Below are 25,723 nucleotides of genomic sequence, written 5' to 3'. Positions count from 1 at the left end.
TTGCCGGGCAGGACCTGAGCCTGGTGGCCCAGGGCGACGTGCAGCTCACGGCCGCCCACACCTACAGCAGCGTGAGCGGCGAGACCACCAGCTGGTTCACCCACGCGGGCGGCCTGCAGGCCAAGGCGGCCAACGGACCGCTGTCCTTGCGCGCCCACACCGACGCCCTGGAGCTGCTGGCCGACCAGGACATCCAGGTCACCAGCTCCAACGACGAGATCCGCATCCTCGCTTCCACCGCCATCACCCTCACCGCCGGCCAGGCCCAGGTGAAGCTGGAGGGCGCCAACATCGACTTCGTGTGCCCGGGCAGCTTCACGGTGAAGGGGGCCACGCATGATTGGGGTGGGGGTGCGAGCGGCGAGGCCAGCCTGCCGGCGCTGCCGCAAGGCCTGGCCGGCGAAAAGCCCAACTTCCTCGAACTGAACTACCACGACGAATGGCTGCAGCCGGTGGCCGGCGCGCCGTATCGCGTGGTGTTCGAGGACGGCACCGTGCGTGAAGGCCGGCTCGACGGCAACGGGCATGCACGCCTGGACGGCGTGCCCAACCAGCTGGCGCGGGTGTACTACGGCGAAGACCCGCGTGCGCCCGAGGCCCGCGTCGAGCTGCCGCCCAACCGCTTCAAGGGCGGCAGCTCGACGAACGAGGAAGCCATCGCCAACCTGGAGCGCTATTTCGACGAATCCGAGCGGTTCTGGTCCGAGCACGCCACCGGCGAACAACGTGAGGTGCGCGCCGAACTCAATGCCGGAGCGGACGAGCCGGACGGCGAGAACCTCTGGCACTACCTCGACGAGGCACAACAGAAAGCCATGGCCGAGCAACTTCGCGGAGGCCAGTCGTGAGCGGCGCCGCGGTCGCCACCCGTGGGGCCACCGAGGCCGCCCAAGCCACCGCGCGCGCCGAACGCAAGGGCTGGCTCGCATCGCTGAAGGACGAGGCGGTCAGCTTCGTCAAGGGCGACAACAACGCGCCGTGGGCGATCCTCGCGGAAACCGTGATCGGCTGCGTGCCCATCCTGGGCCAGGTGGTCGATGCGCGCGACATCATCAAGGGGCTGGTCGAGGTGGCCGGCGCCCCGGCCAGCCCGCTGGCCTGGTTCAACCTCATCACCGCGCTGATCGGCCTCATTCCCGGCGGCGGTGATGCCGCCAAGCGCTCGCTTCGCGCCGTCAAGAGCGGTGCGGTGCACATCGACGAGCTGCTCGACATGATCCGCCGGCTCTACAAGGGCGACCCGGAGAAGCTGCTGCGCGAGGTGCTCGACCTGTCGAAGCTGCGCAAGACGCTCGACGACATCCTCACCAACCCGAACCTCACCAAGCGCCTGAGCCCCGAGGTCAACAAGAGCATCGAGCAGATCCGCCAAAACCTGGGCAAGCAGTTCGACGCCTTCAAGAAGCAGGTAGACGACTGGCTGGCCAAGGGGCGCAAGAGCAGCGCCGACACCGGCCCTGCGGCCAAGCCCGCGGCGGGCACGCCGAGCGCCAAGCCCAGCACCCAGGCCAAGGCCGGCAGCCAGGGAAAGGGCGATCACCACAACACTGCCAGCGCCAACACCCCCAATGCTGCCACCCAGCGCAGCGCCCGCTTCAAGAGCCTCACTCAGAAGGTGCTGGGCGTGATGGGCGAACACATGGCCGACTACCACTGCCAGGACGCCAAGGGCTGGGGCACCAAGGTGCGCCACGACCAGGGGGCGCGCAACACCGCCAAGCTCAACGACAACGGGCAGCTGATCCCGCTGTGGCCGTGCATCCCGAGAGGCCGCGGCATCGACTCGGTGTGGAAGACCCCCGGCGGGGCGAAGCCCTATGCGGTGATCGAGGCCAAGGCCAGCTATGACCCGACCAAGAGCCTCAAGGCCCTGCTGGGGGAGGCGGGGGACAAGACGGAGAGCTCAGGCACCACCCCGAGGCCCTCGGCACGCGCGGGACGATCCGGTGCGAAGGGCAACAGCAGCAGTGCGGGTGCTGGCGTTCGTCAGACCAACGGCAAGGTCACGCAGATGAGCCATGACTGGGTCAGGAAGCGCTTGCCCAAGGCTGTCGGAGCCGCCAACAACTTACAGCTTCGCAAACAGGGCTACTCGCGCCACGTGCTGTTCTTCGCCATTCCGCAGGCGGTGGCGCATGCCGAAGCGCTGATCCTGCATGCCTCGGGCCGTACAGTGGAGCACGCGACACACGCGGCGCATCAGGTCACGCGTGAATGGGGCGACAACGAGATCGCGCAAGTCGTCAACGACCGAGCCGGCATCACACCTGCCGACCGCCGGGATCAATAGGTAGACGCAGATGGAATTTCACGAGAAGCGACGGCAGCAATTCCTGAGCGAGAAGACGTACCGCGAAGCACTTTGCTATTGCAAGGAGTCCAGCGAGTACTTCGCCACCCACCCGATGGGCAGCGGCGACAGCGAGATGCACCAGCATGTGCTCGCACGGCGGACCGTGGGCGACGACCTGCTGGACAGCCTGTTTGTCCAGTACACGGCTGGCGAGCCCATCGACCCCCTGCGCATCCAGCTCGAGCAAGCGGTCGCGGCCTTTGAGCGCTACGGAGAAGTCTTGTGGCAGTACCGCAATGACCGCAACGAGGCTGCGTTCGACCTCGACAGCATCGACGACTACTGCCAGCTCATGCAGCTGATTGGCCTGTGCTTCCTGCTGCACCGGCGCGACCTGATGCCGCGCGTCGCCGCGCTCCAGGACGGGCTCGATGCCGTCGGCGAACGGGGCAAGGGCAATGGCGGGGCTGACTGGCTGTATGAAGAATTCATGTCGTTTGCCGTCGGGCCCGAGAATCGCTACGAAGCCGAAGTCCTGCGCTGCAGCAAGCCCTATGAAGGGCTCGCGGATGCGTTGAGCAGTGCAGACAATGAGGCAGCCCTCAAGGATCTGCATCGCTACCTGAAGCGCTGGTACAAGGACTTGGCCGGCACGGGCTGGCACGACAGCCACAAGGCCAACGAAGCCGGCGAGCAGGGCGGCTACTACGGTTATTGGGCTTTCGAAGCCGGCGCTGCGGTGCTGCTGCTGGGCATCGAAGACGACTCGAGCCTGCACCAGTACCTGTACTACCCGAAGGACCTGGTGGCCTGGGCGCGTGCGAACCGCGCATTGTCGGAATCGGAAGACGGGAAGGCCACGGACCGCCTGCGTTGCGAAGCCGGGCAACCGTGTCCTCGCGAGGGCTTCTGGTTCACGCCCGCCAAGGCTGACAGTCGCCGCCGCTTCGCACAGGGCGAGACGATGCCCGCCTTCAGCACCGACTTCGGCGCGACCATCTGGCAGTGGGACGAACGCCAGCAGTAGTCCGGCACAGCGCAAACCGCATCACTCATGGCTTATCGCAAGCAGCCTGACGAGATGTACGGGATCCGCCCGCTGACGGGGACCAGCCCCGGGTGGCGTGTCGCGCTGGTGCGCCGCGGCGAGGAACACATGCGCAGCTTCAGCTCGGCCCGCTATGGGAGCCTCGACCTGGCGTTGGCGGCTGCTAAAGCCTGGCGCGATCGTGTCGCGCATGAAGTGCGGCCCCTTACCAAGGCCGAGTACAGCCAGCTCCTGCGCAGCAACAACTCATCAGGCTATCCGGGCGTCTACCTCCGGTGCCAGCGGAAACGCAATGCCGCCGGCGAAGAGGTCGAGTACCTGTTCTGGCAGGCCCAGACGCCGGAAGGAGTGAAGCCATTTCGCAGCAAGTCGTTTTCGGTTTCCCGCTTCGGCTTCGATGCCGCGTTCGAGCGGGCGATCGAGGCGCGAAAGGACTTCGTGGCCGGGCTACAGGGGTACTACCTGTACGCAGCCCCTGAACACCTGCGGCCGAGCGTCTGAACGTCTGGAGGCCGCACCGTTGGTTGACGCAGCCCGCGTTTGGGAGGCGCTCCAGGATCGGCCGCACGTGTTCAAGGCTTGCGCTCGCTCGGCCCTCCGCGAGGCACTGGCTCATCGACCACGCAGGGGCCCGGGGAGCGCTGAGGTTGCCGACTGTGCCGCAGGCGGCGGAGCCTGGTTCTTGGCCACGTCACCCATCAGACGGGGATCGTCCGCTTTGGCCAGCTGAACTTGTGTGCCATAGCTTCGGTACTGCCTGTGCAACTCAAGGGCCCGCGCCTGCAGCGTTGCACCTTCCTCTATGGCGGCGCGATGTCGATCGAGGGTGTGCAGTGCCAGGTCGATCAGCTTGGAGTTGAACGAGAGCTCAGCGGCCTCGAGCAGCACAAGCACCGCCTGTCGTGGCCGTCCCGCGACCGTGTGCGATACCGCCTCCTCGGCGGTGGCACCCGTCTGCGCGTACTCGGTCCGCACGACCTGCTCGAACTCGGACAGCCCTTGCGTTGCCCTGGCCAGCAGCTCGCACGTTGTATGCGAGACGGCAAAACGCCGTGCCAGAAGGGTGAGGTAGTGCTCGGTGTCATCGAGCCGGACTTCGTGGAAGTGCAGTCGCGTGAGCATCATCAGCAGGTTGGTCGCGGCCTCGAATTCGAAGGTGGGCGCTTGGATTTCCTGCAGCAACGAGCGGGTGAGCTGCACGGCTTCCGGGACCGATCGGTCGAGTAACAGCTTGAAGATCCTGATGACCGAATGGAAGCGCCGCAGCCGTGCGCTGCCGCCTTGTTGCTCGCTCGCCTTGGTGATGGTATCCAGCGTTTGCGCCAATCCTCGCGCGTCGTGTCGGTCGAACTGAAGCGCTGCCAGCAGCACCAACCCCTGGTAGTCGAAGGTGCGCGAGTTATGCCCAAGCCTCGCTGCGCGTTGCAGCGCCTCCTCGGCCTCCTTCTCTTCTCCGTAGTAGAAAGCCAGCAGGCCGAACTTGACCAAGCGCGCGACGCAGCCGGGTGTGATGCTGCAGGCGCGACGCAACGAGTCCAGAGCTTGTTGCGGAACGCCTTGGTCCAGCAGCACTCTGCCCATGATGTCGTAAGCGTCCGCGTAACCCGGCTGCTCGCTGAGCAGGCTTTCGAGCGTTCGCCGTGATTGCAGCACGCTGCCGGATTCGTACTGTGACCGTGCAATGCCGAGCTGTGCCCAAGGCAGCGCACCGCATTTGAGGATCGCTGAGAACATCGCCTCGGCCGCGTGCGGCTTGCCTAGCCGCAGCCACAGCTCTGCGCCGATGCGGGCCGCGGGCAGCCAAGCCGGGCCTCGAGTGTCGAAGCGCACTTGGCACAGTTCGGCGGCCTCGACCAGCGCCTCCTCTTCGATCTTGACGAAAACATCCTTGAGCGCCTTCTTGCGGGCCCGGGCCTGTATCAGGCGATCCAGCAGCGCCTGCTCGGTGTGCGGCTTGATGAGGTAGGCATCGAGCGCGGCCTCCGCCGCCTCGGCCACCTTGGTGTACGCCGACTCACTGGAGATCATGACCACGACGGTTGACAGCGGCAGCAGTTGGGCGAGACGAAGGTCGGCCATCAGGTCCTGTCCCGTCATCGACTCGCCTTCGAAGTGGTACTCACACAGCACGAAGTCGAAATTGCGGAACTCGAGCGTGCGGCGAGCCTCCAGGACCTTGCTGATTTGTACGATGTTGGTGAGGCCGCCCTCGCGGAGCATGGCTGCCAGGACGCTGCGCGACGTCGGGTTTGGATCGATCACCAGCGCGTTCGCATGCCGGATGTCGGCGTCAATCACTCGCATTGTTCGCTCCCTGAGGCCGGGGGCGGGGCTTGCACCTTGGTGTTGCCGCTGCCGCTCCGGCCTGCAAGCATTCTGCGTTCGCGGTGGCGATCGAGTCAAAGTTCTTCTCGATACATCGACGCATGTGGTAGGTCCCGGCGCCTACAGCTGCCCTCAACTCCCCCGCCTCATCGCAGGTCGCTCCGCGGCGATTGCCCGGCGCTGCGCATATGGGGCCTCGCCACCAGTGACGACGGCCTTCACTCTCTGCTCGGATGGCAAGTGCGTTCCATGCGAGCGGTAGCTGTCGTGGCTGTTGTTGTCAACGCCAACTGTCCGCCTCGCATGACTCATGTGTGGGGTGGGCGCGCATGCTGCAGTGCAGTAGTGTCCGCTGCCTGAACCAGGGAGACGAAAAATGGCCTCAGTCAGCTATGCCCTTGCGCTGCAAGGGCTCGATGGTTCCATCTTCTCCGGAACCTTGGCGTTTTCTGCAGCACTTCCCATCGACAAGCAGTCATCACTGCAGCCCTCCGCGGGTGAGCGCGTCTGGGTATACGTCGAGCCACTCACCGGCTCGTTGCTCATCCCCGACGTACTCGGGTCCGAGCCTCTCTCAGTCAGCGGCGTGGTCTTCGTCAGCGCTCTCGGCCCGACGATCAGCTTCGTTCTTGGTGGCGATCGCGCCCAGGCCTCGGTGTCATTCCAGTTCAACCTCATCGACTCACCAGGCCAGTACATCGGTGGCGGCCTCGGGTACTTTCCCGAGGGCGCGGGCTCACCCGTCACTCCCTACAGCGTCGTCGGCGTGCGTGAGGGCTAAGCCGGATAGGGCTCAGCAAGAGATGCGCGATGTCATCGGTCGCGCCGTGCGCCCATCCAGGTGCCTGGCATCCCTTGTTTGAGGGTGGGCGGGGACAGGGCGTGAGATTCGTCATCCCTGCCTGCCACTCGAGCTGGCTACAGTGCCTTCCATGGTTGCAGCGGTACGCAGCCACGGGGGACCAGGTCATGTTGTCTCAACTCACCTCCATCGAGCACCACCAGGACGCGCAGGAGAGCTCGTGCTTTGCCGGCAGCGCGCCGTTCGAGCCACCCAGCACGGATGGTCTTCAGGCTGTCGCGCACGCCCTGAAACAGGCGCATTTGCGTCGAGCCGAGTGGGAGCCTGCTGAGGCGTTGTCCACCACGTGGGAGCTGCCGATCGCTGCCGATGAGTTGACCTCCTTGTCAAGGAGGTCAGCATGATTGCAACTGGCATGACGACGGCACTTGTCGCGCTGGGACTTTGCGCGACGCTCCTGCTCGAGTGGGCGGTCCAGCACTTCTTCCAACGCCGTCGTCTGGCCGCTGACAGGCAACGGCACGTGCAGTTGCAACAGCTGAGCCAGCGTCAACTCGGCCAGGCCAAGCGGCAAATCGAACAGCTGCAGCAGGACCTGACTGCTTCGCGCGACGAAGCGCGCTCGCTGCGCCAGGAACTGCGGTCGGTGGCCGCAGGCAGACCGGTGCTGGCACGCGCGGCGGTCGATGCGCGCATGTGGTCGACGCTGGATGATGCGTCGTGCGACGTCCCAGAATCCGCCAGGCGATTGCCCCCAGATGGTTTCGCTGAAACGCAGCCATTGCCCCTCGCCGCCGCCCACCGCGACCGACGGCCGGACCTCGCCAACGGCTGTCACCCGGTCTTGTTGTCGTGGCCCGAGCCCCCGACTCCCTCGTCGCGGGGGTCCACCGGACGGTAGAGCCGAGCGCTCCAGCGGGCAAGTTCAGCCGGCGCTGCTGCAACGGATGGATGGGCCTCATGCTGGTGTTGACCGGCATGCACGCTGCGAGCTCGTGGGGCCAGGCGGTCGCCCACGCAACGGCCACCATGCCTCCCAGTGAGGAGCAAGTGGGCTTCGCAGACCGCATCCTGATCACGAAGACCGACGTGGCTGGCGCGGGCGAGGTCGACACGCTGCGCCGACGGCTGGCGAAGATGAACCCTCGCGCCAAGATTGGCGAGGCCCAGCATGGGCTGGCATCGATCGACGATCCGCCGAACATCCGCGGCTTCAACTTGAACGCCATCCTGATCGAGCCCGACTTCCTGTCCGATGTCGAGCACACGCATGACGACGACGTCACGTCCTTCGTGTTCCGCGAATCACGGGGGCTGGCGCTGGAAAAGGTGGAAGGGTTCCCGGGCGACATCTTGCAGATCTACGGGCCGAAGTTGATGCGCTACAAGGGCCTGCTCCACGCTTGGGCACGACCGGCGCATCGTGTTCCGGGGCGTGCACATGCTGATGGGCGCCGATGAGGGCGCTGCCTGGAAGGACGGCGAGCCGCGCGAGAGCAGGATGGTCTTCATCGGGCGCGACCTGCCAAAGGACCCGCTGCTGCAAGGGCTGGAGCAGTGTGTGGCCGATGTGGACGCCTTCAACTGGGAGGAGCACGCGGCGGATCGATGAGGATCGCGCCGTAGTCCCGCGAACGGCGGAAGTTCCAGCCTGCGGCCATTCCAGCCTGCGCTGGCGAGTGGCAGGTCTTGTATGGGAGTCTGCATGGGCCTGGATCGGTGGCCATCATGACGGATCCTGCGGTCCAGGCTCATCGGCGCTCAGGTTCAGCCTCGTCGTGCACCAACCAATGCGCCACAGGCTCCGGGATGAAGATGCCGTACCTTGGCCAGAGATCGAAGCCCTTCGCCGTCGCGTCGGCCCACGAGACCTGATGTTGCAACGTGCAAAGCTCTACAGCGAACCGCTGAACCCACTCAGCCTCAGGATAAGAGCACGCAAGCATGTCCGTCCCCCATGATCGCTACGGCTCCCTGGTGGACATTCTGTACCTCCGCGAGGTTGTTGTTGGCCTTTTTTGGGGGGGCGTCGGCCTGCGCCAAGCGGATGCCACGGCGGCCCATACGGGGCTTCGGCAAAGCCCGGCGTTTGGAGTGGGGGGCCCAGTCGCTCAAGGTAGCAGCTGTGAGAACGCGCTGCGGCCGGCCGGTGACGTGGTCGCGACAGAGACTGAGTCACATGGAGCGCATCATCGAACACAGCTCGGATTGTCGGCGCTGTTCGCGTCGTCGCACACACCGGTCACCAATCATCCCGGTAATGAGGCGTCTTACCGGCTCATGTGGAAGGCGGAAGGTCTTGCAGCTTGAGAACTATGTCGGTTCTCACTTTGGTCTGGCCTCGTATTGCGGCCAACCTGGGGCCATCTGCGACGTGCATCACGAATCCAGCCCCTCAAGGGCACCTGAATTCCGGCCGATATCTGCTTTCAGAACGCACACAAGTTCAGAAAGGGTAGGGCGCCATGAACCTCAGAAACCTGCGCATCGGCACACGGCTCGGGCCGGCTTCTCCCGCTTGCTGCTGCTGACGGTGGCGATGGCCGCGATCGCCGTATGGCAGATGCGGTCCATGAAGACGGACTACGAGTACGTGCAGCTCAACACGCTGCCGTCGCTCGAAGCGCTGGCGAATGCCACGCGCGCCTTCGACGCCATGCAGCGCAGCGAGCTGCAGCTGGTGCTGGAGCGCAGCGCCGACGGCAGACGCCGCCAACAGGAACGCTTCGACGAAGCGCTGGCGGCCTACCGCAAGGCCACCGGCTTGTACGTGGAGACCTTGCTCACCGACGACAAGGACAAGGCCAACATGGAAACGTTGGCCGTCAAGGCCGCCGCCTACCTGGCGCTGAACCGCAGGCTGGTCGACCTGTCTGACGAGTCAGAACGGGCTTCGCTCCTTGTTGAAAGCGCAGCGGCCGCGGACGCCGTGCGCATTGCGTTGCAGACTGCCGACCACTACAACTACGAGATCGCCGGGCGGGCCGAGGTCGAGGCACAGGCGTCGTACGACCAGGCCTGGATCGAGATGCTGGCGAGCGCGAGCATCTCGCTGGCATTGGGAGTCTTGCTCGCGTGGCGCATCACGCGCAGTGTCGTGCGGCCCACGCGAGAGGCCACCGAAGTGGCACGCCGCGTGGCCGGCGGCGATCTCGGCTCGCGCATCCACATCGAAGGCCGCGACGAACCGGCCGAGCTTCTGACGGCGCTGCGCGACATGCAGGTGAACCTGTGCACCATCGTCGCCACGGTGCGCGGCAACGCCGAAGGCGTAGCCACGGCCAGTGCACAGATCGCGCAGGGCAACCAGGACCTATCCTCCCGCACGGAGCAGCAGGCCTCGGCGCTGCAGCAGACGGCCGCGTCGATGGAGCAGCTGGGCGGGACGGTGAAGAGCAATGCCGACAACGCGTCTCAGGCCGACCGCCTCGCGCACGGCGCCAGCGAAGTGGCGCAACGCGGCGGCGAAGTCGTCGCGCAGGTGGTCGACACGATGCGCGGCATCGACGACGCTTCGAAGAAGATCGTCAACATCATCGGCGTGATCGACGGCATCGCATTCCAGACCAACATCCTCGCGCTCAACGCTGCCGTGGAGGCGGCCCGCGCGGGTGAACAAGGCCGCGGCTTCGCGGTGGTGGCCGGCGAAGTGCGCAGCCTCGCGCAGCGTTGCGCCGAAGCCGCCAAGGAGATCAAGTCGCTGATCGCCGCCAGCGCCGGGCGCGTGGAGCACGGCGTCACGCTGGTGAGCCAGGCCGGCACGACGATGCAGGAGGTGGCGACGGCGATCGAGCACGTCACGCACATCATGGGAGAGATCAGCACGGCCAGCGGCGAACAGAGCGACGGCGTCGTCCAGGTCGGTGCCGCGATCACGCAGATGGACCGCAACACACAGCAGAACGCAGCCCTGGTCGAAGAGTCTGCCGCCGCGGCGGAAAGCCTCAAGACACAGGCGCAGCGCCTGGTCGATGCGGTGGCGGTGTTCCGCCTCGCCGCGGCGTGAGCCGGCAAGCGGTGGTACACGACGACGCAGTCCTCACCTCTTCTGTGGCGTCGTGCACTGCTGCGTCGGCTGCAGCGGTGAGCTCAGATCCACGGTGCACAGCTAGCCATGTAGCGGGGCTCCGCCATGGAGACGATGTCAGTGGTTCCTGGGCGATGACTGGAAATCCGGGGGGCGGTGGCGGGTCGCAGAGGCGTAGGGCCCCCTCTAGCCCGGCCGTCCCGTGACCAAGGGTCTCCATGCGAAGGGATGGATGCTTGTGGTGCCGCTCCCTGCGCTGCTCAGAAGTCCGTCGAGCCTACGGATGTGGTAGCGCCGGCCGGCGACCACTTGAGCGTTGATTCGGCGAGCCTGGCGCAGCCTTCGCTGATTTCGTGCGCATTCATGCCCCGGCCGCCAACCAGCGGGAAAGGTGCGACTTGAATGCGACTCACGCCCTTGCGCTCCTCACTGGTCGAACGATTGATGCAGGTCGAAAGCCAGTTCAGCCGAGGCGGACTGCGGCCGCGACAAGGGCTCGAACTTCCATTGAGCCACCGCCGCGAGCGCCGCCGGGTTCAGCCGCGGGTTGCTGCTTCTGATCACCTCTGGCTGGTTCACGCTCCCGTCGACCTGGACCTCGAAGCGCAACGTCACGACCCCCTTCTTCTGGCGCCGCACGATGGCGGCAGGGAAGTCCGGGTCGACCTGGTGCAGCAGGATCAGCGGTTGATCCTGCTCGGGCTCGACTGCCTGGGATGCGGCGGCCGTGGGGCGATCCTGCGTGTCGCTGCGCGTCTCGGCTGCAAGCGGCCGTCGCCCGTCGGACGGTACTGCGGGAGCCTGGGCCGACGCAGGTGACGACGGCGGCGCAGCCGAAGCCGCAAGTGTGGGCGGCGTCGCAGGCGTCTGGACTGCCAAGGGGGCCGGGGTGCCGGCATTTCGCAGGGGGCTTTCCGCATGCCCGGTCTGCGGGCGTGGCGTGGCCGCAGAGGCCGCCTTGTTTGGGGGAGGCGTGGCGGCCCGCTTTGCTGGGGCGGGGGGCGTATTCGCAGCCGCAGGAGCCGGGTCAGCGGCGGCCGGCGCGGCCCGCTTGGGCAACTGCCCATTGATCAGGATCCGCTGGAAGACCTTGTCGCCCTCGAGGCGGGCACGTTCAGCGGCCTCCGCGAACCGGGGGTCCGTCGAAGGATCGGGCTGCGCGGCGGCCGCCTGCAGGTCGCCGGCGCTCAGAAGCAGCGCGCAATACAGCGTGCGCGACAGGTTGGGGAAACGCATTGAACCCATGTTGGCTCTGGTGGATCGGGAAGCGGCGGGCCGATCTCAGGACATCGGCCCGCCGGCTGCTCGTCAGAAGAACTTGTAGTCCAGTGCCAGGCGCAGCGTGCGCCCCTTGACGTCCTCGACTGCAGGCGTCTGCTCGCCAGCGTAGTAGAACGCCTTGCGATCGAACGGCGTGGTGCGGTTGAACAGGTTGCTGACGTAGGCGCCGAGCGTCACGTTGCGAATACCGCTGTACGCGACGAAGTAGTCGGTTCGAACGTAGGAGCCCACGCGGCACTGGCTGGCTGCCAGGCCGAAGTTGTCAGCGCAACCCTGTGTGGACCACACGGCATCGGAGGAGTCGTCTTGTAGTTTGGTGCTGCTGCGGTAGGTCAGCTTCACACCGTTGACAAAGGCGCCCGTGGTCAGGGCGGCGCTCAGGTTCGCGCTCCAGCGCGAGTAGCCGTAGTGCCCCGCCAGGTTGTCGCCGTAGCCACCCGTGGCGGTGCTGTAGCGCTGGAAGCGGTTCAGCCAGGTCCCGAGCAGGTTCAGCTCCAGGCTGCCGACCGGGGTGCCGAAGCGCGTCTTCGCGCCGATGTCGATACCGTCGGTGCGGGTGCGCGTCGTGTTCTCGAACTGCCGCGTCACGCCGATCAGCGAGCCGGCGGTGATGCCGTACTGCTGCTGCAGCTGCGCCGAGGTGAACGTCGGATCATTGTCCAGCGGCGCACGGTTGACCGAGGTGCCGGGGGGCAGCGCGCCGGTCTCGCCCACGACTTCCGAGGTGCTGCGAAGTCCGATCTCGTTCTTGCGCTGCAGGCTCCAGTAGTCCAGGCTGACGCTCATGTCCTGCAGCGGCTCGAACAGCAGGCCGAGCGAGTAGCCGCGCGACACCTCCGGCTTCAGGGCCGGGTTGTGCTTGATCGTTTCGGCCACCGCGGCGGAACATTCATTGGTGACCGCCTGGTCGGCGGTGGCACGCAACTCGCCCCTGCGGGGGTCGGACGCCGGCAGGCTGTCCGCCTCTGCTCGCAGGTCGTTTGCGTAGGCTTGTGCGCCGGGGCAGCGCAGCGGGTCGGTGGTACCCGAGAACGCCACTTGAGTGGAGGGCGCTGCCTCGGTCAGGTTGGGAGCGCGGAACCCGCTCTCGGCGGTGGCACGCAGCAGCAGGTCCTTGGTGGGCTGGAAACGCAGGCCGACCTTCGGCGACAGGTGCGCGCCGAAGCCCGGGAACTTGTCCACGCGTGCGGCCAACTGGCTTTCCAGCTTCTGCGTCACGGGCACGATGATTTCGCCGAACACCGCGCCATACGTGCGGGCGCCGTCGGTCTGGCCTGCAACGTAGCCCACGATGTCACCGCTCGACACGTTGTCGGTGGGCGTGATGACCGACCGTTCGTGGCGCAGGTCGTAGCCGGTCGCGAAGCTGACCGGGCCGGCCGGGAGGTCACCCAGCTGCCCGGAAATCTTGCCGTCGACCGTGGCCTGGGTGAGCTTGCCTCGGGAGCCCAGCCGCGGAAACAGGGCGTTCAGCACTTCGGGGCTGTTCTGCTGGCCGATGCGATAGCCGCCCGGCTGGTTGAAGAAGTCGGGGTCGACGGGCGAAGCCGGATCGCTCAGGTCGGTGGTGCCGCCGATCATCCGGCTGAAGCCGTTGCGGCTGAATTCGCTGCCATGCCGCATCTGAGCGGTGGTCGAGCGCGCAAAGGTCAGGGCCGTTTCCCAGTCGTAGCCGTTGGTGTTGCCGCGCAGGCCGGTGATCAGGCGGTAGTTCTGGCTCCTGGTGTTCTGCTGCGGGTTGACGTCGGCGAAGCGGTAAGCGAGGACAGCGTCCTCGCCCATGTCGTTCAGCGGGTGGGTGGCCGGCAGCGCGAAGGAGTGGAAGGCTTGCAGCTCGGTCGTGGTGGAGTTGACCCAGACCACCGCTGAGTCTGCGCTGCCGTAGGTCAGCCGGTCGAGCCGATAGCTCGTCTTCGTGCGGGTGCCGATGAACTCCCCGAAGGCGGTGACATCCGGTGTGAGGGCGGCCTTGAACGACACCAGCAGGCTCGTGCGGTCGGCCGCCGGCTGGACTTCCATGTCCTTGTACCGGTCATACCAGCACAGGCCGTCGCTCAGCGAGTTGGCATCGCAACCGGCCACCGCATGCCAGTCGCTGCGGTCGAACCGGCTCAGGTTGCCCGGCGAGCTGTAGATCGAAAGCTGGTCTTGCGCCGAGGGGAGCCGCTCACGCCAACTCTTCGGAGCATCGTCCATCACGTCGCGCCACATGACCCGTTCGCGGTGGTAGTGCTCCAGCGACGCGGTCAGGTTGAAGCCGTCAGCCTGCATGTTGCCCACGCCGGCCGTGGCATGGATGCCGGTTTCTCCGAAGGAGCGGCTGTTCAACGACTTCTGCGTGTTGGCGCCGAATTCGAAGCCCTGGTAGTCCTCGCGGGTGATCACGTTGATCACGCCGGCCACGGCGTCCGAGCCGTAGATGGCCGAGGCGCCGTTCTTCAGGATCTCGATCCGCTCGATGGCATTCAGCGGCAGCGCGTCGAGGTTGGTGAAGTAGTCCTTGAAGTCCACCAGCGCAAACGGCGCGAGGCGGCGGCCGTTGAGCAGCACCAGCGTCGATTGCGCTCCCATGTGGCGCAGTGAGGTGGAAGATGCGCCGCTGGCAAACCTGTTGACGCTGTCCTTGTCGCTCAGGGACTCCGTGGTCCAGGGCAGCGACTTCAGCAGGTCCACCACCGTCGAGGCGCCGGAACGTTCGATGTCCGAGCGGCGGATGATGGTCACGGGATCGGAGGTCTCGACGTCGATGCGCTTGATGTTCGATCCAGTGACGATCACGCGGTGCAGCTCGGTGGGCTGCGTCGCAGCTTCTTCCGCGGCGACCGCCGGCAGGGCCGCGGCGAGCGCGGCGACTGCCGCTGCGATACGAGTCTTTCGATGTACGTTCATGGGGTTCCTTGCTTGGGTTGGGTACCTGTTTGCACAGGCTGTGCGCCTGTGCCGAGTCATCAGGTCATGAGGGCCGGCGCGCCCGTGCGGCCGGTTCTCCGGCGAGTAGCCAGGCCTCCACGTCTGCGAGGAGCCCGCGGCGACGTAGAGGGCGAGGCCGTTGCTGGACGAAGAAGGGCTCGGCACGCACGCCCGCCAGTGGCTGCGCCACCTCGGCCAGTACGCCTTCGTGCCGCAACTGCTTCAGCAGTGCGGACTGTTCCTGTGGTGACAGGTGCGCATGGGTGCTCATCCACTGCGCGTCGACGGCGCCGACCGACATGGCGGTCAGCGCCTTGCGGAACCGGATCCCCTTGAATGAGCTGGGCAATTCCACCCAGCGACTGATGCGATATGCGGTCGTCATGGCCGGCGCACCGACTGGCCGTCAACGCGAAGCACCGGGGCTACGAACCGGTAGCCCACGCGGTGGTGGGTCAGGATCGCCTTGGTGTCGCTGCTGTCAGCGATGGCCCTGCGGATGCGCGACAGGGCGGTCGACACCGTGTCGATCTCCACGACGGCGTCGGACCAGAGCCGATCGAGCAGTTCATCGGTGCGCACCACCCGTTCCCGGTGCTCGATGAGATAGACCAGTACGTCGAACGGCTGCGGCTGCAGTGCCCGGGGCTGGCCACCCACCGTGATCTCGCGGCGCGCCAAGCTGATCTCGCAGCGGCCGAACTGGTAGGTGCAGTCCTGCGCCGGCACGGCCTTGCGATCCCATGGGGCGGGCTGAGGCACGGACTGGTCTTGTACATCGGGGCCGCAGACGGACATCCGAACTCCTTGCCATGTGTGAAACAGTATGTAGTGATTACTCTACATGCATGTAGTTGTTCAACAAGTGTTGATGTCGGGGAACTTTTCACGAACGTGGGCAATATCGCGCCGTATTTGATGGATCCACTTGTAGTGCTTCAACTACAAGTAGGGGCGCGGGGTCATGGATCCACCGCGCGGCGGACGTGAAATTTGTGGTGGCAGCGCCGGCGGCGCGCTCGTGCCGGCCGGCCGTCGCGAGTTCGGCGGTCCACCGTCATGTCTTGCGAAGGGAGGGCTGCCTAGACTGCCCAGAAGACAGAGATTTGGTCGTAGCGGATGAGCACTGAAATCGCAGAGCGTGGCGTTCGAACAGCTTGGCTTGCGGCGCGCAAGCCTTCGGGCCGGAATTGGCTTCGCAGTGCAAAGGACGGGCCGCGGCCGGTGGGGCGGGTGACGCGGCACCTGCTGTGCTGGCTGCGGCGCTGGTTTCCCACCCGCGGCAGCGGAGCAGCCCGGACCGCCGAGTCCAGGCAGGCCAGTGGGGCGGCGACTTTGAGACAGCCACACACCGCGTTGCCAGGTCCCCTGCTGATGTTGATGCAAGGCGAGCTCGCCAGCCTGCTCGGCCAGCATCCACGTGCGCGCGGCATCCTGCCTCACCTTGCCCTGGTGGAACGGGTGCTGCGTCGGCGTGGTGACGCGGCCGTCTGGGCCTTGCCCGATCCTCTGATCGCACGGGCGCTGGCTCAGCTGGAGGCGCTGACCGACGACTGGTCGCAGGCCGGCCTCGCCGAGTTGCGTACGCGGCTCGCGGCGGTGGCGCGTCCGAAGGCAGAGCCGGCTCAGGACAACCTGCTGTCCACCTTCGGTACACCGGACAAGCTGACGGTCAGCGAGGTCGGGCTGTCGGTGTTTGAAGAACTGGAAGCCTCACACGCTGCCGCGCACCACAGGGCGCCTCCTCGCTGAACCGACATCCCATCAGCAGTCGCCGAGACTGGCGACGTGGCGGTGCGCCAGACTGGGTGGCCCGGTCATCGCTACCCAATCGCTTGAGCGACCGTGTGCGCGACACGATCCCAACAAAACCGTGAAAGTCATCTTCTTTCTGATCGCCTGCCTGTTGGTTCCGGCCGTTCTGACCTTCGTGCACCAGGTGTGGCTATTGCGGTGTGAACTGCGGGCCCCGCTTCAAGCAGGTGGGGTGACTGTTGAATGCCGCTACAACGCCCTCTATGGCTTCATCGGCGGCGCGTGGAGCACGTTCTTCGGCGGCATCCTCTGGACGGTGCATCGGTCGGGGCCAGCAGCTTTAGAAAAAACGGGGCTGTTGCTGGGCGCACTGACGGCACTTTCGGTGGTGATGGTCTGGCTCTACCTCATCACCAAGGTCACTGCCGACGAACTGGGGGTGCGTCAGCGTGGCGTCTTCGGCTGGTGGGCATCCCCCGATTGGACGCAGATCGTCAGGGTCGATCACACCTCTCAGCCGCGCGGATGGTTTCGGCTGCACACGGCCAGCGGGCGCGTGATCCGGGTGTACCCGGGCCTCACGCGCATGCCGCAGCTGTCGGCAATGATCCTGAGCCGTACGCTCGGCGATGTCGTTGCGCCCGACACGCGCGACCTGCTGAGACGAAGTGCGCTGGGCGAGAAGATCGACAACGAACACCTCAACCAGCGGCTCTACGTGAGGCCTGGTGCGATGCTGCGCCTTGCCGGCGGGCTAGCGCTCGTCGGCTTGGTGTGCGGCACCGCAGCGTGGTACGGCTATGCGCACGAGGCTCAGATGCTGAGGTGGTCGAGCCTTGAGGTCGTTCGAGACCTGCGCCAGACGGCGATGGCGTTTGCGTTGGCCTTTCTCCTCTGGAGCCTGGGCTTCGCCGCAAGTGCTGCCGTGACGGCATTCAAGCGTGCGATGCAGCGTAGACGAGACATCGCCGCCAGTCCCGGCGGTACGGCGCAGGTTCAGTAGCGCAACATAGGGCCGCTGGGCTTCTCCTCCCGGTTCACGCCAACGGCTCGTGTGACGCGCTTGCGTGCTTTGCCCGCGTCCTCGGGCATTGGGTCGATGAACTTGGAGTGGGCCGCGCAGACTGCGGGACTCACTCGATGCGAAGGAAGAAGGCGAAGCTGATCCGTCGGCGCACCAAGAACCATCCGCTCGCTGGCCTGGTAACGGTTTGTTGAAAGGCGGCCATCCCGCACGCCGTGATGTCTCCGTGACAACTCGGTCGCGACTTCTGTGGCAGGCGGGGCTACCGTGCGGCATCAAAACTCGAGTGCCCTGAAGTGAACGAGTCAAAGAAATTCGCACGAGCCGCCAACCAAGACCAGGTGAACGACCCACTGCCCGATCAGGCACGGCGCTCGCTCTCCCTGGGCCTGGGTCTGTTGCCGATGTTCCCGCTGCTGCCCGGATGCGGCGCTGGTTCGGACGACATTGACCCGTCCGAACTGTCAGTGCTGGGAAAGGAAAGCCGGTCCTCGTCCGCCCCCGCCTCGGAGACCGGCGTCTTCCGTCATCCGGGGCTGCTGCTCACCGAAGCCGACGCCACCCGCATCCGCGCGCACATCAAGGCCGGCCAGGAGCCGTGGAAGGGCTGGTGGAACAAGCTGTGCGCTGAGCCCAAAGCCTCCTTGGACGCCAAGCCCAGTCCGAAGCCCGCCGTGTACCGGGCCGACAGTACCAAGTACGCGCTGTACCGCGACATCCAGCACGCCTGGACCCTGGTACTGCGCTGGAAGCTGTCCGACCCGCAGGACAACCGCTATGCCGACAAGGCGGTCGAGTTCCTCGACGCCTGGGCGAACACCCTGAAGGAGGTCGGGACGGTTCCTCCGGGATCGACCGCCCATGACGACCACACCTTCATCATCATGGCCGGCATCCAGGGCCACCAGTTCGCACAAGTCGGCGAGATCCTGCGCACCTACCCCGGCTGGGCGCCGGCGAGCCTGAAGCGCTTCCAGGACATGCTGCTCAACGTCTTCGCCGGCATCTCGCAAGCCCGCCTCAAAGACGCGCCGCTGCGGTCCCATGCCAACTGGGACATGGCATCACTGTGCGGCGCCCTCGCAATCGGCGTGTTCTGCGACAAGCCCGACCTCTATCGCCTGGCCTGCGACTACTACGCTGCCAACAACCGCGGCAAGCTGAAGATGTTCGGCAATGGCTCCATCGTGCACGGCGTGTACTTCATGCACCCAGGCCATTTCGGGCAGTGGCAGGAGAGCGGCCGGGACCAGGGCCATGCGACGCTTGGCATGTCGCTGGGGGGCGACCTGCTGGAGATGGCCTGGAACCAGGGCGACGATCTCTACGGGCTGTACAACAACCGCTTCCTGGCAGCCGCCGAGTACGTGGCGCGCTCCAACCTGCTGGACGAGAACGGCAAGACCTACCCGATGCCGTTTGCGCGCCAACACAATACGTCGGAGCCCCACACGGCCCTGTGGACCGAGGTGAACCAGTCGTTCCAGCACGGCCGCAACGCCTGGGAGCCGATCTACAACCACTATGTGAACCGCATGGGGCTGGCGGCGCCGAACGTCGCGCGCATGGTGGTGCAGTGCGAGCCGAAGTATGGCGGCAGCAGCGACGACGTTTGGTGGCCGACGCTGATCCATCGCCGTGTGTATGCCGGGCCGATGAAGCCGGCGTCGGGCCTCACGGCCCATCTGCGCGGCAACCGCGTCGTGCTGTCGTGGTGGGGCAGCGTCGGCGCCACGTCCTACGCGGTCAAGCGCAGCGACCGGGCCAACGGCCCCTTCACCCTGCTGCGCACGGTGTCGGCGAGCGAGCTGCTTACCTACAGCGACACGCCGCCCAACGGCGTCTGGTACTACCAGGTCACCGCCCAAGGCATCGGTGCCGCCGCCGGCTCGAATGTGGCTCGAATCGCCGTTCCCGGCGAGGCGCGCTACGCCATGCCGCTGAACGGCGTGAACGGCACGGGCACCACGGGCATGCTTCAAGCTCCCGACGGCAAGTGGACTGTCGTCGAGGGCGCGCTGCTGGACGGTGCCACCTGGGGTGAGGGGCGCCGGGGCGACAAGGCCATCGTGTTCGACGGCAAGAAGGCCGGCCTGCAGTTGCCGGCGGGGATCTTCAGCGACCTGGACGACTTCAGTGTGTCCTTGTGGGCCTACGCGAATTCGCTGCGCTGGCACACCTCCATGTTCTTCGCCGGGAATGATGGGTTCTCCGCCATGTTCCTCATGCCCCGGGGCGGCTCGGGCGTGCTGTGTTTCGGGATCCACGGCGTGACGCACAACGACACGCAGATCGTCGAGGCGCCCTGGGCCATGCCGATTCGCCGCTGGGTCCATGTGGCGGTCACGCTGCGCGGCAACACCGCACGGCTTTATGTCGACGGCACCGAGGTGGGGAAGTCGGACGACATCCTGCTCTCGCCGCGCCAGGTCGGCGACCAGGTGACCTTCCTCGGGCGCAACTGGGCACATCCATCGTTCGATGGGCGCATCCAGGACTTCCGTGTCCATGCGGGCGCGCTGAGCGCGGCAGAGGTCGCGGCCCTGGCGCGGTGAGGCGCTGATTCAGCGGCCCCGGGATTTCGCTTCATGCAAGGGCGGCATCAGAGCCTCGCCCGGGACTGGGGGCGAGTCGTCCGAAAGCACGCCCAATCGTCATGCACCGCAGAGATGCGCTGGTCAACGGGGTCAGTTCGTTTCCCACGGTGCAGCAAGTTCGCGTTGGTGCCGTTGCGCAGCGCGCCGTGTGCTCTTGTCGAGCGGCGTCTGAACGGTTACCAGGAGTCAGCCTCGCGAACGAGGTCGTTCAACAACCGACCCAAGGCGTCGAAGTCGATCGGCTTGCCGATGCGAGCGTCCAACCCCGCCTGCCGACACTCCGCTTCCGTAGCGGTGCCGGCGGTGGCCGCGATGATCGCAAGTGGGGCAACTTTCCCGCTTGCTGGAGCGCACGCAGCCGCCTGGTGACTTCGAAACCGTGCATGCCCGGCATGTGCAGGTCCAGCAGGACCGCATGCGGGGCGGCCTGCTCGCATGCCGCCTGCGCGTCGAAGCCGTTGTCGGCCAGCACGGCCTCGAAGCCGTGAAGGTGCACCATCTCGCGGGCAATGATCTGGTTCACCGGGTTGTCGTCGACCACCAGCACGCGGCGGCGGTCATTGAATCCTACGGCGCTTGAGGACCTGCGCATCGAACGCTGCTTGCGCGCGTCGGGCACACCTTGCGTCAGATCCAACAGCTCGCGCGCACTCAGCGGCGGCACGACCACCTGCACACGCGGGGCTGCGAAGGCGCGCCGGCCCGCGGCCCTCGCCTGTGGCGTGGCAAACACCAGCTGGCAGCGCTCATCGACCGAGCGAGCCAGCGCCTGGAACTCCTCGATGCGCACCTGGTACGGCTCGACACCCATCACCAAGGCCGGCGACTCTTCGCCCGCAGCGAGGCACTGCCGGGCTTCGGCACAACTGGCCAATGCCCGAGTGCGCCAGCCCAGGCGCTGAAGCCGGCGCGTCAATGAGTCAAAGACGTAGGGTGGTTCAGCGATCAGCCAGGCGACCGCGCCTTGCGCGTCAACGACAGCCGGCCGAGGCGAGAGCACCTGCGATTCGAGCCGGGCCTCGAGATGGCAGACCGACCCCTCCATTGGCACGCTGAGCAGCAGCAAGCGGCCTCCGCCGATGTGGCCTGTTGCTCGCAGCGGGCCGCGGGTCATGTCCACTGGATCCCATTCCACGCAGGGCAGCCGGCGCAGGGCCTGTGGCGACAGCACCGCAGCGGCGTCGACACAGTTTCCGGACAACTGGGCCCGCAGCACGGCTCCCGCCGGCTGCCATACCACCGTCGCCGACAGGAACACATAACCGTCGTCTGCCTGGCGAGCAAACTGACTCGGCAGTTCCTGCAGACATTCGAGCAATGGAGCGGAAAGCCGTGCCTGAACGACCGGGCCGTCGTAGTCGAACAGGAAAATGACGCCCCGGGCCACGCAGGTTTCCATGGCGCGGCGAGCCGAGGCGGTCAGTACCGCATCCAGGTCATGCCATGACGCGGGGGCAGGGGGCTGCATACCCGCGCAGAGCAACCGTCGCGCCCAGCGCGGCGCGCATCTCTGCCCGCAACCTAGACTACTTCGCGCCGACGATACGGATCATCGACCCGGTGCGTGCGTCGAAGATGCCCACGTCGACCACGATGCCAGGTCGGCGAGGGTCATACACCGAGACTTCCACCTCGCGAGGTTGCGGTCCCGGCGTGATCAGCCAGCCACCGGGTTCCACCCGGCCATGGCCTGCACCGCACTTGAACGGCGGCGGCTGATGCCCGGCCGGCCGGTCCGGATACCAGATGCGGCATTCACCCGGAGGCGGCAGGTGTCCGTTCGGGACCCGCGTATAGCCGTGCTGATGGAAGTACGAGGGATGGGCTGCCACGGCACGGCCGCCGTCCTTGCACTTGCGCTCCTCCTTGTACTCACCATCCTTCTCCCACTTGCGCTCGACCTTGCAGTTGCCGTCCCGGAACTCTTCCTTGTATTCGCGCTTGCCACGGCCGTGGCCGCTTTCGTCCTTGCCCGGGTCCGCCCACGCGGCAAACGAGACGAGCAGACACGCTGCGCTGATAGCGATGAGGGGCTGCCTTGACATTCGGTACTCCTTGGCCAGTGGTCGCGCGTTGCTGCCAGAACCGCCGGGATTGCCATAGGGCTTTGCAGTCGGCAGAATGGGTGGAATTATTTCCCATTTTGACATCCGGTATTCCGATGCCCGCCCAGCCGTTCCGTGTCGTGTTCGTCACAGCAGATGCGCAGCTGTCTGCGCAGGTGCTGCGCTGGCTGCGAGCGGCAGGCTGCCATGCCGAAGGCGCTTCGCAGGCACGGCAGTGGGCCGGCTTCCGGCCGCACCTGACGTTGGTTGACGGTGACATTCCCGGCCCCGGCTGCAGCTTGTTGGCCACGGCCATCCGGCCGTTGCTGGCCAAGCCACAGCGGCTGGTGTGCCTGACCGCTGATCCGGCGAACACCTCCTCGGCGACGGCGGCCGCCTTCGACGAAGTGGTGTGCCGACCCCGCGACGCGGCCGAGCTGGCAAGGTTGGTCAGACTGTGGCGAACCTCGGTCGTGCATGAAACGGCGCAGGCCGAAATGGTCGCTGCGTAGCCTGTCCTGAACGCTTCAGCCGGCATCGCCCACGCTGCCTTGCACCAGCGGCAGGCGCACGGTGAATTCGCTGCCTTTGCCGACGCCTTCACTACGCACCGCCACCGTGCCGTTGTGCAGCGCCACCAGGTCTTTCACCAGTGCGAGGCCGAGGCCCAGCCCGCCGTCACGGCCCGACGGTGTGTTGTCTCCCTGGGTGAAGAGCTCGAACATGCGCGGCTGCAGATCCGGTGCGATGCCGCTGCCGGTGTCTTCGACCCGCACCATGGCATGGCCGCTGTCAGCGCTGGCCTTGAGCCAGACCATGCCACCGCGCGGCGTGAACTTGATCGAGTTGTTCAGCAGGTTGACGACGATCTGCTGAAACCGGTCGAGGTCGATGTCGATGCCGATGGAGACGTCGGGCAGGATCGGGCGCAGCTCCACACCTTTCGCTCGCGCCTTGGCCTCTACCACTGTGAGGGCGGTGAGCAGTTCCTGCTGCAGGCTGGCGCGTTGCACCAGCAGACGCATCTTGCCGGCCTTGAGCTGCGCGGAGTCCATCATGTCGTCGATCAGGCGTTGTAACGCGGCCACCTGGCGCTCGATGATGTTGACCGGGCCCTGCAAGCGGGCGTCGTCGGCCGCCAACCGCTGCAGGACGGTTGTGGCTGTGCGCAGCGGGGCCAACGGGTTGCGCAGCTCATGGGCCAACGTGGCAAGTTCCAGCTCGCGCTGCTCCCGCCCTTCGACCTCGACCTGCAGCCGGTTCTTCAGCGTCTCGACCTGGGTGCGCAGGTCGGTACGGTCGCGCATCAGCTTCCCGAAACCGAGCAAGTGGCCATCGGCTTGTCGCACGGCGATCGTGACGCCGCTGCCCCAGAACCGCGAGCCGTCCTTGCGCAGGTGCCATCGGTCGTCCTGGGCTCGGCCAACCTGGCTTGCGGTCGTCAGTTCGTGGACCGGCACGCCCAGCTGGCGATCTTCCGGGGTGAAGAGGCGTCCGATCCGCTGGCCGATCGCTTCTCCGCTGGAGTAGCCGAAGAGGTGTTCGGCCCCGCTCAGCCAGGCGAGGATGGTGCCGTGCGGATCGGTGAGGATCACCGCGTAGTCTCGCGAGCGGTTCAGCAGCAGTTCCAACCAGTTGCCGATCCAGTCCGCGCCGGCGGGGGGCAGATCCTGTGCAGCCATCTTTCCTCCTGAAGGGCTTGCGTCCGCAGCCCTCAAGGAAAGGACACCCGAGGGCCTCGACCGATGGTGGACATAGCACCGGCATGTGCTTGGGAACGCCACATGCCGGCCGTCGCACAGTCTGGCGATGCTACTCGAGGCGCTCGGGCCGGGTGGCCAAGTGGCAACCGCCACCAACGGCCTCAGCGCACTGCGATCGGTGAATACCTTCCGGCCGCGCGTGGTCATCAAGGACCTGCAGATGTCGATCATGGAGGGCCTGGAGGCTGCAAGGCAGATGCGCGAACAGGCGTGGGGCCGGCCGATGGAGCTGATCGCTGCCAGCGGTCAGCCGCCCGAAGTCGCGCAATAGCCAGCTCGGGAGGCGGGGTTTGACGAGCACGTGGTCAAGCCGCTCGATCCGTCGTGGATCGGTCAGCGGGTTGTCGAGTGGCTGCGGCGCACAGAGGCCATCCGCCGGACGGAATAGCCTAGGCCTGCGCAAATTGTTGGCATCGCAGGAGCCCGTGATGGGCGCGCGCCGACAGATCATCAACGAGTCTTTCGGTCCGCGACCGGTGCCTTCCTTTGCGCAGCAGGCCGTCATCGAACACCATCGCCGCGTGCACCAACTCGGCGACGGACCGAACGGACTCTGCTCAGGGCACTGGGTCGCGTAGGCCCCGCCGCGCTGTTTCAGGATTCTGTGTCGGGCGTACGACACGACTGCATTTGGCCAGCACTGAGGCACGCGGTGCCAGAAGCTGCAACACTCCCTTCGCCTCGTCCACCATCGCGCGTGCCCGGGTCGTGTCCAAGGGCGCAGCGTCCCTGCGACCGGCGTCTATCTCGGCGATGAGGTCATCTTCGACACGCGATGGCAGATGCACCGGCGACGCATTCATCGTCGTGGCGCAGGTCCGAGATAGCACTCTGACGCTTCGAAGCAGCTGTCGTAGGGCGCTGCGGGGCTCGCCCACCGAGGATGGCACGACCATGTCCGTTATACGTCGCCTGAATTGGCTGTAGGCGACCACCGCCGAGATCCTGAAGCGATGATGCCCCGAGACTCGCAGCGCGGGCAGCAGCACGAACTCAATGGCTGAAACAACCGAAGTTGCAAAGCGAGCAATCCTGCTGACGCTCTTGCGTGTGGGTTGAAGGAGGGCTTGCTCTATGTCGGCCTCGAGTTCGATGAGATGCAGATGCAAACGGCGGACGACTTCCACGATGTTTCCTTGGCCCTGCACAGAGCGCTCGGGTTCACCGTGCGCTGTGCCTGTCGGAAATCGTGCAGTGCCCTTACTCGGAAGACAACTTGGACTTACAGCTCGTAGCGGACGAAATCCCAATGCAAAAGCTCTTGCCGCGAACTGACGGCGCGGGCACATCGATCGGCCTCGCTGGTTCCGGGCAAGCAGGTCGAGGCGCCACTCCTCAGGAGAACCGGGGATCAGTCTGCTACTGGTCGCGCCCTCGACGTACGCAGCCGGCCAGGAAGAGACGTTGAGGAGCGGCAGCTTTCCGGCTTGCTGCCTCGGATTCCTTCAGCCGCTGGTGCTGCGCCACACCGCGCGCATGACGCAATAGCCAGTAAAGCGTTGATGTCACAGCAAGTGCGCGTGCCTGGGGAAGGTCGCTTTAGGAGGATTCGACTTGCCGACTACTTCGGGCTGCAACCCGAGAGGTCGATCCAGATGTTGGGCTTGTGCATGGCCAGCGAGATCGCCTCGTCCTGCCAAGGCCAGCTGGGTGGGCGAGGACGATCGGGATATCGAGGAAGTCGATCGTAGGAGACAGACTGACCCTTGGACACCGTCTCCCGGATAAACCCCTAGGGATGCGCTGATCAATGAGCGCCGTCGCTCGAGTTGAACCGATGCAACGCCACGATGACATTGCGTACGCCGTGAACCACGCGGTGCGTGGCCTCACAGCGATGTCTGAATCCTCTT

The 25,723-nt window shown here is 66.0% G+C and carries 23 protein-coding genes and 1 pseudogene; 13 read left to right on the top strand and 11 right to left on the bottom strand.

All coding sequences use genetic code 11. The features are described 5' to 3' along the window. The 4 genes from E8D38_RS25565 to E8D38_RS25550 form a co-directional block, all read left to right on the top strand. Positions 1–848: DUF2345 domain-containing protein (locus E8D38_RS25565; protein WP_140637042.1), on the top strand; the 848-nt coding region annotated here is incomplete at its 5' end. Then, positions 845–2,290 (top strand): hypothetical protein, encoded by a 1,446-nt coding sequence (locus E8D38_RS25560; protein WP_140637040.1) that lies wholly within the window; start codon positions 845–847, stop codon positions 2,288–2,290. The genes E8D38_RS25565 and E8D38_RS25560, both read left to right, overlap by 4 nt. Positions 2,291–2,405: 115 nt before the next feature. After that, complete coding sequence (locus tag E8D38_RS25555) at positions 2,406–3,320, top strand: PoNe immunity protein domain-containing protein (protein ID WP_246099675.1); 915 nt, start codon at positions 2,406–2,408, stop codon at positions 3,318–3,320. A gap of 27 nt (positions 3,321–3,347) precedes the next feature. Further along, positions 3,348–3,842: an AP2 domain-containing protein gene (locus E8D38_RS25550; RefSeq protein WP_140637035.1), complete on the top strand. Its 495-nt coding sequence runs from the start codon at positions 3,348–3,350 to the stop codon at positions 3,840–3,842. Between the two features lie 111 nt (positions 3,843–3,953). On the opposite strand, the gene E8D38_RS25545 is transcribed toward E8D38_RS25550, so the two are convergent. Next, the gene (locus tag E8D38_RS25545; protein ID WP_140637033.1) at positions 3,954–5,645 is read right to left on the bottom strand and encodes a response regulator; all 1,692 of its coding nucleotides are present in this window, start codon (positions 5,643–5,645) and stop codon (positions 3,954–3,956) included. Between the two features lie 397 nt (positions 5,646–6,042). Between E8D38_RS25545 and E8D38_RS25540 the strand changes: the two genes are divergently transcribed. Next, positions 6,043–6,447, top strand: a complete 405-nt coding sequence (locus tag E8D38_RS25540; protein ID WP_140637031.1) for a hypothetical protein — start codon at positions 6,043–6,045, stop codon at positions 6,445–6,447. Between the two features lie 289 nt (positions 6,448–6,736). On the opposite strand, the gene E8D38_RS25535 is transcribed toward E8D38_RS25540, so the two are convergent. Next, entirely contained in the window at positions 6,737–7,306 is a 570-nt protein-coding gene (locus E8D38_RS25535; RefSeq protein WP_140637029.1) for a hypothetical protein, read from the bottom strand. A gap of 122 nt (positions 7,307–7,428) precedes the next feature. Between E8D38_RS25535 and E8D38_RS25530 the strand changes: the two genes are divergently transcribed. The 3 genes from E8D38_RS25530 to E8D38_RS29160 all read left to right on the top strand — a co-directional run bounded on the left by E8D38_RS25530 (position 7,429) and on the right by E8D38_RS29160 (position 10,474). Continuing rightward, the gene (locus E8D38_RS25530) at positions 7,429–7,929 is read left to right on the top strand and encodes a GTP-binding protein (protein WP_246099673.1); all 501 of its coding nucleotides are present in this window, start codon (positions 7,429–7,431) and stop codon (positions 7,927–7,929) included. Next, positions 7,910–8,080, top strand: coding sequence for a GTP-binding protein (locus E8D38_RS29170; RefSeq protein ID WP_246099671.1), 171 nt, complete (start codon positions 7,910–7,912; stop codon positions 8,078–8,080). Before E8D38_RS25530 ends, E8D38_RS29170 begins: the two co-directional genes overlap by 20 nt. A gap of 345 nt (positions 8,081–8,425) precedes the next feature. Beyond that, positions 8,426–10,474: a methyl-accepting chemotaxis protein gene (locus E8D38_RS29160; RefSeq protein ID WP_342779611.1), complete on the top strand. Its 2,049-nt coding sequence runs from the start codon at positions 8,426–8,428 to the stop codon at positions 10,472–10,474. Between the two features lie 447 nt (positions 10,475–10,921). Here E8D38_RS29160 and E8D38_RS25520 read toward each other — a convergent pair whose 3' ends face one another. The 4 genes from E8D38_RS25520 to E8D38_RS25505 all read right to left on the bottom strand — a co-directional run bounded on the left by E8D38_RS25520 (position 10,922) and on the right by E8D38_RS25505 (position 15,448). Beyond that, positions 10,922–11,731 (bottom strand): energy transducer TonB, encoded by an 810-nt coding sequence (locus E8D38_RS25520; protein WP_181179450.1) that lies wholly within the window; start codon positions 11,729–11,731, stop codon positions 10,922–10,924. Positions 11,732–11,803: 72 nt separating this feature from the next. After that, complete coding sequence (locus tag E8D38_RS25515) at positions 11,804–14,665, bottom strand: TonB-dependent receptor domain-containing protein (RefSeq protein ID WP_181179448.1); 2,862 nt, start codon at positions 14,663–14,665, stop codon at positions 11,804–11,806. A gap of 64 nt (positions 14,666–14,729) precedes the next feature. Beyond that, on the bottom strand, positions 14,730–15,071 hold the full coding sequence (locus tag E8D38_RS25510) for a hypothetical protein (RefSeq protein WP_140637023.1): 342 nt from the start codon (positions 15,069–15,071) through the stop codon (positions 14,730–14,732). Further along, complete coding sequence (locus tag E8D38_RS25505; protein WP_181179445.1) at positions 15,068–15,448, bottom strand: winged helix-turn-helix domain-containing protein; 381 nt, start codon at positions 15,446–15,448, stop codon at positions 15,068–15,070. The genes E8D38_RS25510 and E8D38_RS25505 overlap by 4 nt, the downstream gene beginning before the upstream one ends. 612 nt (positions 15,449–16,060) lie before the next feature. On the opposite strand from E8D38_RS25505, the gene E8D38_RS25500 reads away from it, so the two are divergent. The 3 genes from E8D38_RS25500 (at position 16,061) to E8D38_RS25490 (ending at position 20,020) form a co-directional block, all read left to right on the top strand. Continuing rightward, complete coding sequence (locus tag E8D38_RS25500; RefSeq protein WP_140637018.1) at positions 16,061–16,438, top strand: hypothetical protein; 378 nt, start codon at positions 16,061–16,063, stop codon at positions 16,436–16,438. Between the two features lie 121 nt (positions 16,439–16,559). Next, positions 16,560–17,444: a hypothetical protein gene (locus E8D38_RS25495; RefSeq protein ID WP_140637016.1), complete on the top strand. Its 885-nt coding sequence runs from the start codon at positions 16,560–16,562 to the stop codon at positions 17,442–17,444. 362 nt (positions 17,445–17,806) lie between these two features. Continuing rightward, entirely contained in the window at positions 17,807–20,020 is a 2,214-nt protein-coding gene (locus E8D38_RS25490) for a LamG-like jellyroll fold domain-containing protein (protein WP_246099669.1), read from the top strand. Positions 20,021–20,270: 250 nt separating this feature from the next. Here E8D38_RS25490 and E8D38_RS25485 read toward each other — a convergent pair whose 3' ends face one another. After that, positions 20,271–21,461, bottom strand: a complete 1,191-nt coding sequence (locus E8D38_RS25485; RefSeq protein ID WP_181179442.1) for a response regulator — start codon at positions 21,459–21,461, stop codon at positions 20,271–20,273. A gap of 127 nt (positions 21,462–21,588) precedes the next feature. Then, positions 21,589–22,107, bottom strand: coding sequence for a hypothetical protein (locus tag E8D38_RS29555; RefSeq protein ID WP_425462819.1), 519 nt, complete (start codon positions 22,105–22,107; stop codon positions 21,589–21,591). Here E8D38_RS29555 and E8D38_RS25475 point away from each other — a divergent pair. Next, entirely contained in the window at positions 22,101–22,619 is a 519-nt protein-coding gene (locus tag E8D38_RS25475) for a hypothetical protein (RefSeq protein ID WP_140637010.1), read from the top strand. The two genes, E8D38_RS29555 and E8D38_RS25475, sit on opposite strands and share 7 nt — an antisense overlap. Positions 22,620–22,634: 15 nt before the next feature. Here E8D38_RS25475 and E8D38_RS25470 read toward each other — a convergent pair whose 3' ends face one another. Next, positions 22,635–23,789 (bottom strand): PAS domain-containing sensor histidine kinase, encoded by a 1,155-nt coding sequence (locus tag E8D38_RS25470; RefSeq protein ID WP_181179439.1) that lies wholly within the window; start codon positions 23,787–23,789, stop codon positions 22,635–22,637. 127 nt (positions 23,790–23,916) lie between these two features. On the opposite strand from E8D38_RS25470, the gene E8D38_RS25465 reads away from it, so the two are divergent. Further along, entirely contained in the window at positions 23,917–24,141 is a 225-nt protein-coding gene (locus E8D38_RS25465; protein WP_140637006.1) for a response regulator, read from the top strand. Positions 24,142–24,427: 286 nt separating this feature from the next. On the opposite strand, the gene E8D38_RS25460 is transcribed toward E8D38_RS25465, so the two are convergent. Together E8D38_RS25460 and E8D38_RS29150 are read right to left on the bottom strand one after the other, a co-directional pair. Further along, the gene (locus E8D38_RS25460) at positions 24,428–24,997 is read right to left on the bottom strand and encodes a hypothetical protein (protein WP_140637004.1); all 570 of its coding nucleotides are present in this window, start codon (positions 24,995–24,997) and stop codon (positions 24,428–24,430) included. 437 nt (positions 24,998–25,434) lie between these two features. Beyond that, positions 25,435–25,556, bottom strand: a pseudogene (locus tag E8D38_RS29150) (4-hydroxyphenyl-beta-ketoacyl-CoA hydrolase); the annotation flags it as partial. Positions 25,557–25,723 lie beyond the last annotated feature (167 nt).

It is taken from the genome of Methylibium rhizosphaerae (genome assembly GCF_006386545.1).
GTDB classification, from domain to species: domain Bacteria; phylum Pseudomonadota; class Gammaproteobacteria; order Burkholderiales; family Burkholderiaceae_C; genus Pseudorivibacter; species Pseudorivibacter rhizosphaerae.
The sequence above is the reverse complement of the archived record's forward strand: the minus strand, read 5'-3'. Positions and strand labels throughout refer to the sequence as shown.